General features: G+C 67.0%; 1 protein-coding gene. It reads right to left on the bottom strand.

Going from position 1 to position 1356, the window contains the following annotated elements:
- Positions 1 to 1261 (bottom strand): IS4 family transposase (locus tag NA4_RS38270; RefSeq protein WP_169811226.1); only part of this gene is annotated, 1261 nt, incomplete at its 3' end.
- Between the last annotated feature and the right edge of the window lie 95 nt (positions 1262 to 1356).

Raw genomic sequence — 1356 nt, 5'->3', positions numbered from 1 at the left:
GGCGTGGCGATAGCGGGCTGGAAGCGACCGCTGCACCGATGACTCCGATCAGGTCGATCGTGGTGGTGGTCAGGACCCCGGCAGCGTGGATGACCTGATCGCGGGCGGTGTGCACCGCGATGGTGAAGCTCCCCCGGTCGGGACTGAAACCGGGTGTGACCAGGGCAGTGTCGGCTATGGCAGTGCGCAGTGCCTGATAGGTGATCAACAGGGCGTAGACCTCCTGCGCGACCCCGGCCGGAGTGCGGGCACGCAGCACCCGCCCACCGAGAATGGTCGATTTCAGCTCGAAATAGCTGGTTTCGATCTCCCACCGTTGATGGTAGAGATCAACCAATTCCTTTGCAGAGTAACGCTTGTCGTCGGTCAGGCTGGTGATCAGCCGGTAGCGCTCGACCCGCCGGGGCCCGTCGGCGCAGCGGACGGCGATCTCGGCGTCGATCACGCGCACGGTTGCCGTGCCGACGCGAGTCAGCCATGATCCGTCGCTGCACCGCGTGATCGCGGGCACGCGCCGGTTGAGCTTGGCCCGGATCAGCAGATCCGCGCCGGTGCCGGTGATCTGCTCGATCAACGCGGTGACCGCGAAGTTCCGGTCGGCCAGCAGCAACATGCCCGGCCGCAGGCACCCGGAAAGCCTTGGCGCGTACGCTGTCTCGGCCGTGCGCAACGGGCCGAACACGACATCGACGACGGTGCGGGTGCCACACGCCACCACCGCGAGCAACCGCAGCATCGGATAACCCGCTTGGGCGTGGCCGCCACCGTGACGACCGAAAGCGGCCACGTTGGCCGCGCTGTCGGGCACGAAGAGGCTGGTGCCGTCGATCGCGCACACCAGCAGTCCCCGCCACCGCACCGCTCCGGCGGCAGGCCCGCGCACCAGGTCGAACAACACCTGCAAGGGTTTGGGGCCCACCCGCCGCAGCGCCTGCGACAGCGCCGAGGAACCCGGGCACCCGCCCGCACCACCAGCCAGCCCGGCACACAACCGCGCCCACACCTGCCGATACCCGACACCGGAGAACAACGCCCCGGCCAGCAGCAGATACACCACCACCCGTGACGGCAGCAGCCGCACCCGCGACTGCACCGCACCGGCCGATTCCAGCGCCGCATCGACCAGGTCGAACGACACGATCCGGGTCAGTTCCCCCAGACGACCCGGCGCGAACACACCCGCGGCCACCACGCCGCGCCGGTTGATGACAGACTGATACGACAGCGGAGCTCCCAGTGAAGAATTGTCTTGGAGTGACAAACCTCTTCTACCAGGAGCTCCGCTGTCCCACATCACGGCATACCAAGCACCACAACATCATTCGATTGACACACCAACCGAACCGCTAACTGAGC

Origin of the sequence: Nocardia amamiensis NBRC 102102 (assembly GCF_001612745.1) — a bacterium.
GTDB classification, from domain to species: Bacteria; Actinomycetota; Actinomycetes; order Mycobacteriales; family Mycobacteriaceae; genus Nocardia; species Nocardia amamiensis.
Note: the sequence above shows the minus strand (reverse complement) of the source record. Positions and strands in the feature narration are given on the sequence as shown.